Genomic DNA, 3,992 nt, shown 5'->3' with positions numbered 1-3,992 from the left:
GGCGAATAGCCGACATCCCGGGAGATCTGCCTGACGCCGAGGCGCTGCTTGCCTTTATCACCCAGGACAAGAAGGTGTCGCGCGGCGCGCTGACCTTCATCCTGACGCGCGGCGTCGGCCAGGCTTTCATTGCCAAGGATGTTCCGGCATCGGAAGTGCTGTCGTTTCTGAGGGAGAACCACCCAAAGGAAAGCGACCGGAGATGAACGAGCCCGGCTGGATCGTTGTCGCCGTCCTTGCCATCCTCATCGTGCTGCTCGTTGCCGTGCGCACGCGCCTGCTTGCCATATTCGGGTACGAGCTTTCACGCATCGAGCCGCAGCGCTCCAGCCAGGACGAATTGCGCGGCGCGGTCGACGATTTCCGCCGCGACGGCCAGGTGGTGCGCGAGGATCGCGACCGCGTCGGCGGCCTGTTCGATCTCGCCGAGCTCGAAGTCTCCGACATCATGGTCCACCGCACCAACATGCGCTCGGTCAATGCCGACAATGCGCCGGAAGCGGTGGTGCGCGAGATTTTGCAAAGCCCGCACACCCGCATGCCGCTGTGGAAAGGCTCGCTCGACAACATCGTCGGCGTGCTGCATGCAAAGGATCTGCTGCGCGCCTTGAACGAAGTCGGCAACGATTTCTCCAGGATCGACGTCATGAAGATCGCTTCGAAACCCTGGTTCGTGCCCGACACCACGACCTTGCAGGAACAGCTCAACGCCTTCCTTCGCCGCAAGGCGCATTTCGCCGTCGTCGTCGACGAATATGGCGAGGTCGAAGGGCTGGTGACGCTGGAGGACATTATCGAGGAGATCGTCGGCGAGATCGCCGACGAGCACGATGTCGACATACAGGGCGTCAAGCAGGAGGCCGACGGCTCCGTGGTCGTCGACGGTACGGTGCCGATCCGTGACCTCAACCGGGCTCTCGACTGGAACCTGCCGGATGAGGAGGCAACCACCATTGCCGGCCTCGTCATCCACGAGACGCAATCGATCCCCGAGGAGAAGCAGGCTTTTACGTTCCACGGCAAGCGCTTCATCGTCATGAAACGCGACAAGAACCGGATCGCAAGGCTGAGGATCAGGCCAGCCGGCGACGCCTGATGTGCGCCGGGAGACCGGGTGCCGTCATCCCGCGATCTGGCTCGTCGAGCGTTCGTGGATCGTCGCGCCGGTCTCGGCATCCATGGCCGCCAGGCTGACTTCATAACCCCAAAGCCTGCGGATGTGACGAAGCGTGGCGTCGCGGCTGGCATCCTCGAGAAGGATGCCGTCATTGACCTTGTGCTGCAGCCGCAAATGGCGGTCGCCGAGCAGATCGACATCCACCACCTGAATGTCCGGCCGGTTCGCGCCGAGATCATAACTGTTGGCGAGCGCGGCGCGTATCTTGGCGTAGCCGCGCTCATCGTGGATGGACGCGACCAGGCAATGCGGCTGGTCGGCAGCGTCGCCGAGCACAAAAAACCGCCATTTCCGGATCAAGGCAGGGCTGAGGTACTGGCGGATGAAGGATTCGTCGCGATGCTCGGCCCAGGCGTCCAGCAGGACCTCGCGCCAGTTGCCCTGGCCGGCCATGTCGGGGAACCAATCGCGGTCCTCGGCCGTGGGTTCGGTCGAGATGCGCTGAATGTCCTGCATCATGTCGAGGCCGAGAGCATAGGGGTTGATGCCTGAAAAACGCGGATCGTCGAAGGCCGGCTGGAAGACCACGTTGGAATGATTGCGCAGGATTTCGAGCATGGCGCCTTCGCTGATCTGGCCGCGGTCGAACAGCATGTTCATCAGCGTATAGTGCACGAAAGTGGCACAACCTTCGTTCATCACCTGTGTCTGCCGTTGCGGGTAAAAATATTGCGCGATGACACGAACGATCCTGATGATCTCGCGCTGCCAGGGCTCCAGGACTGGGCTGTTCTTTTCCAGGAAATAGAGCAGGTTTTCCTCGGGCAGATTGAGCGATTTCTTCCACTCTGGGTCCTGGCCCTTGTCGTTGGCCGCTTGCTGCGAGGCCGGCAGCGTACGCCACAAGTCGTTGTAGGAGCGCTCCTCGTATTCGAGACGCTCGCGAATTCCTTCGCGTTGCCGTTCCGACGACAACCTCGGCGGCCGGTGATAGCGAAACACGCCCTGATCCATCAGCGCGTGGGCGGAATCGAGAACAGCTTCGACGGCGGCGAGGCCGTGCCGCTCCTCGCAGCGGACTATGTAGCCCTTGGCGAAGTCCAGGTAGCTGAGGATCGCACCCGCATCCGTCCACTGTTTGAACAGCTGATTGTTCTTGAAGAAATGATTGTGCCCGAGCGCTGCGTGGGCCGTCACCAGGGCCTGCAGGGCCATGGTGTTTTCCTCCATCAGATAGACGATGCAGGGATTGGAATTGATGACCAGTTCATAGGCAAGCCCCCGCCCGCCCTTGCGATAGAGCAAATCCTGGTGGAGGAAATGTTTGCCGAAAGACCAGTGACGGTACATCAATGGCATGCCGATGGACGAATAGGCGTCGAGCATCTGCTGCGACGAGATGATCTCCATCTGAACGGGATAGGTGTCCAGATGAAGCTCTTCGACCGCGAGTGCCTCGATAGCGTCATAGGCCCGCGACAATGTTTTGAAATCCCAGTCGGACCCTGAAAAAAGCAGGCTGGATTTGCTCGCTTGTCTGGCCATCGGGAACCCTCATGCCCTCTTGAGGGCGGCCGGTTGCCTGCCGAAGAGCTGGCGAAAAACCGGATAGATATCGGCGGGTGTGGCGATGCGGCTCATCTGGAAGTTCGGCCATTTCTGGTCGATGGAGTTGTAGGCACGCCAGAGCGATGTCCCGTTTTCTGTCGAGCCGAAAATATGAGCTTCACGCTCGTCGATGATCTCGACATAGGCAAAATACTGGCACAGCCGCATGAGCTCGCCGTTGAGCAGCGAAATGCATCGCTCCGAATCGCCGGCGAAATTGTCGCCGTCCGAGGCCTGGGCGGCATAGATGTTCCAGTCATGGGCCGGGTAGCGGCTGGTGATAATACGGTGCATTTCCTCCAGCGCGGTGGAAACGACGGTGCCGCCGCTTTGGGTGTTGTAGAAAAATGTTTCCTCGTCGACCTCCTGAGCCAGGTGCGTGTGGCGGATGAAAACAATCTCGATGCGGTCGTAGCGCCGTTTCAAGAACAGGTGCAGCAAGACGAAGAAGCGCTTGGCCAGATCCTTCTCGCGCTCGCCCATGGACCCGGACACGTCCATAAGACAGAACATGACGGCATTGGCGTTCGGCACCGGCCGGGAATCGAAGCGGTTGAAGCGGATGTCGACCGGATCGACATAGGCAATCCGGCGGCGGCGGCGTTCCAGCCGGTCGAGCTCTTCGCGCAATGCCGCAATACGCTGGCGCGCTTCGGCGCTGGATGGCGTCGACTCGAGCGAGGCGATTTCCTCGAGGATCGCATCCAGTTCGACCTGCTTGGGGCGCCTCAGCGCAATGCGGCGGCCGTGGCTGTTGCGCATTGTGCGGCCAACATTGATGTTGGTCGGCGAACCTGTGGCGGCGAAGCCGGCTCTGCGCGGCTTGAAGGCAAGGATCTCCTTGAGGTTGAGCTTGACCATGTCCGGGAGCTCGAGATCCTCGAAGAAAAGATCGAGCACTTCCTCGCGCGACAGCACGAAACGAAAGTCGTCTTCAGATGCCTTGTTTCCCGGCGACGATGCTCCCCCGCCGCCCCCGCCGGGTTTGGGGATCAGGTCTCCAGCGGAGAAATGCCTGTTGCCCGGCAAGATGTGCTGGCGCCTGCCGCTGTCGCGGGCGTTGTTGAAGCTCGGCTCGCTTGTGCCTCTTTCGGGCATGCGCACGGCATGCTCGGAATCCGCGTCGGCGATCCTGCCGGTGCGGATCTGATCGCGTATGCTGCGTTTCAATTCCTCGCGCGCGCGTCGCAGGAAGCGCTGGCGATTGCCGAGGCTTTTGTCTTTAGGGTTCAGGCGGCGGGCGATGAAGATCGGCATGGAACCATCC

Annotated in this window: 3 protein-coding genes and 1 pseudogene; 2 read left to right on the top strand and 2 right to left on the bottom strand. The window is 61.0% G+C overall.

Features of this window, described 5'->3' with window-relative positions:
- Both EOA22_RS26425 and EOA22_RS26420 read left to right on the top strand, forming a co-directional pair.
- Window positions 1–206: pseudogene (locus EOA22_RS26425) on the top strand (3-dehydroquinate synthase); the annotation flags it as partial.
- A complete protein-coding gene (locus EOA22_RS26420) occupies window positions 203–1,096 on the top strand; it encodes an HlyC/CorC family transporter (protein WP_063169113.1) in 894 nt (297 codons plus the stop codon). The pseudogene EOA22_RS26425 and the gene EOA22_RS26420, both read left to right, overlap by 4 nt.
- Window positions 1,097–1,120: 24 nt before the next feature.
- Here the strand turns inward: EOA22_RS26420 and EOA22_RS26415 are convergent, their stop codons facing one another.
- Both EOA22_RS26415 and EOA22_RS26410 read right to left on the bottom strand, forming a co-directional pair.
- Window positions 1,121–2,662, bottom strand: a complete 1,542-nt coding sequence (locus EOA22_RS26415; RefSeq protein ID WP_024503737.1) for a SpoVR family protein — start codon at window positions 2,660–2,662, stop codon at window positions 1,121–1,123.
- 9 nt (window positions 2,663–2,671) lie between these two features.
- Window positions 2,672–3,982, bottom strand: a complete 1,311-nt coding sequence (locus tag EOA22_RS26410; protein ID WP_127390327.1) for a YeaH/YhbH family protein — start codon at window positions 3,980–3,982, stop codon at window positions 2,672–2,674.
- Between the last annotated feature and the right edge of the window lie 10 nt (window positions 3,983–3,992).

It is taken from the genome of Mesorhizobium sp. M7A.F.Ca.US.014.04.1.1, from assembly GCF_003998745.1.
GTDB classification, from domain to species: Bacteria; Pseudomonadota; Alphaproteobacteria; order Rhizobiales; family Rhizobiaceae; genus Mesorhizobium; species Mesorhizobium ciceri.
The sequence above is the reverse complement of the archived record's forward strand: the minus strand, read 5'-3'. Positions and strand labels throughout refer to the sequence as shown.

Excerpts from the sequence above, each read along its gene's own strand:
- EOA22_RS26420 (WP_063169113.1), top strand. The coding sequence starts at position 203 with ATGAACGAGCCCGGCTGGATCGTTGTCGCCGTCCTTGCCATCCTCATC.
- EOA22_RS26415 (WP_024503737.1), bottom strand. The coding sequence starts at position 2,662 with ATGGCCAGACAAGCGAGCAAATCCAGCCTGCTTTTTTCAGGGTCCGAC.
- EOA22_RS26410 (WP_127390327.1), bottom strand. The coding sequence starts at position 3,982 with ATGCCGATCTTCATCGCCCGCCGCCTGAACCCTAAAGACAAAAGCCTC.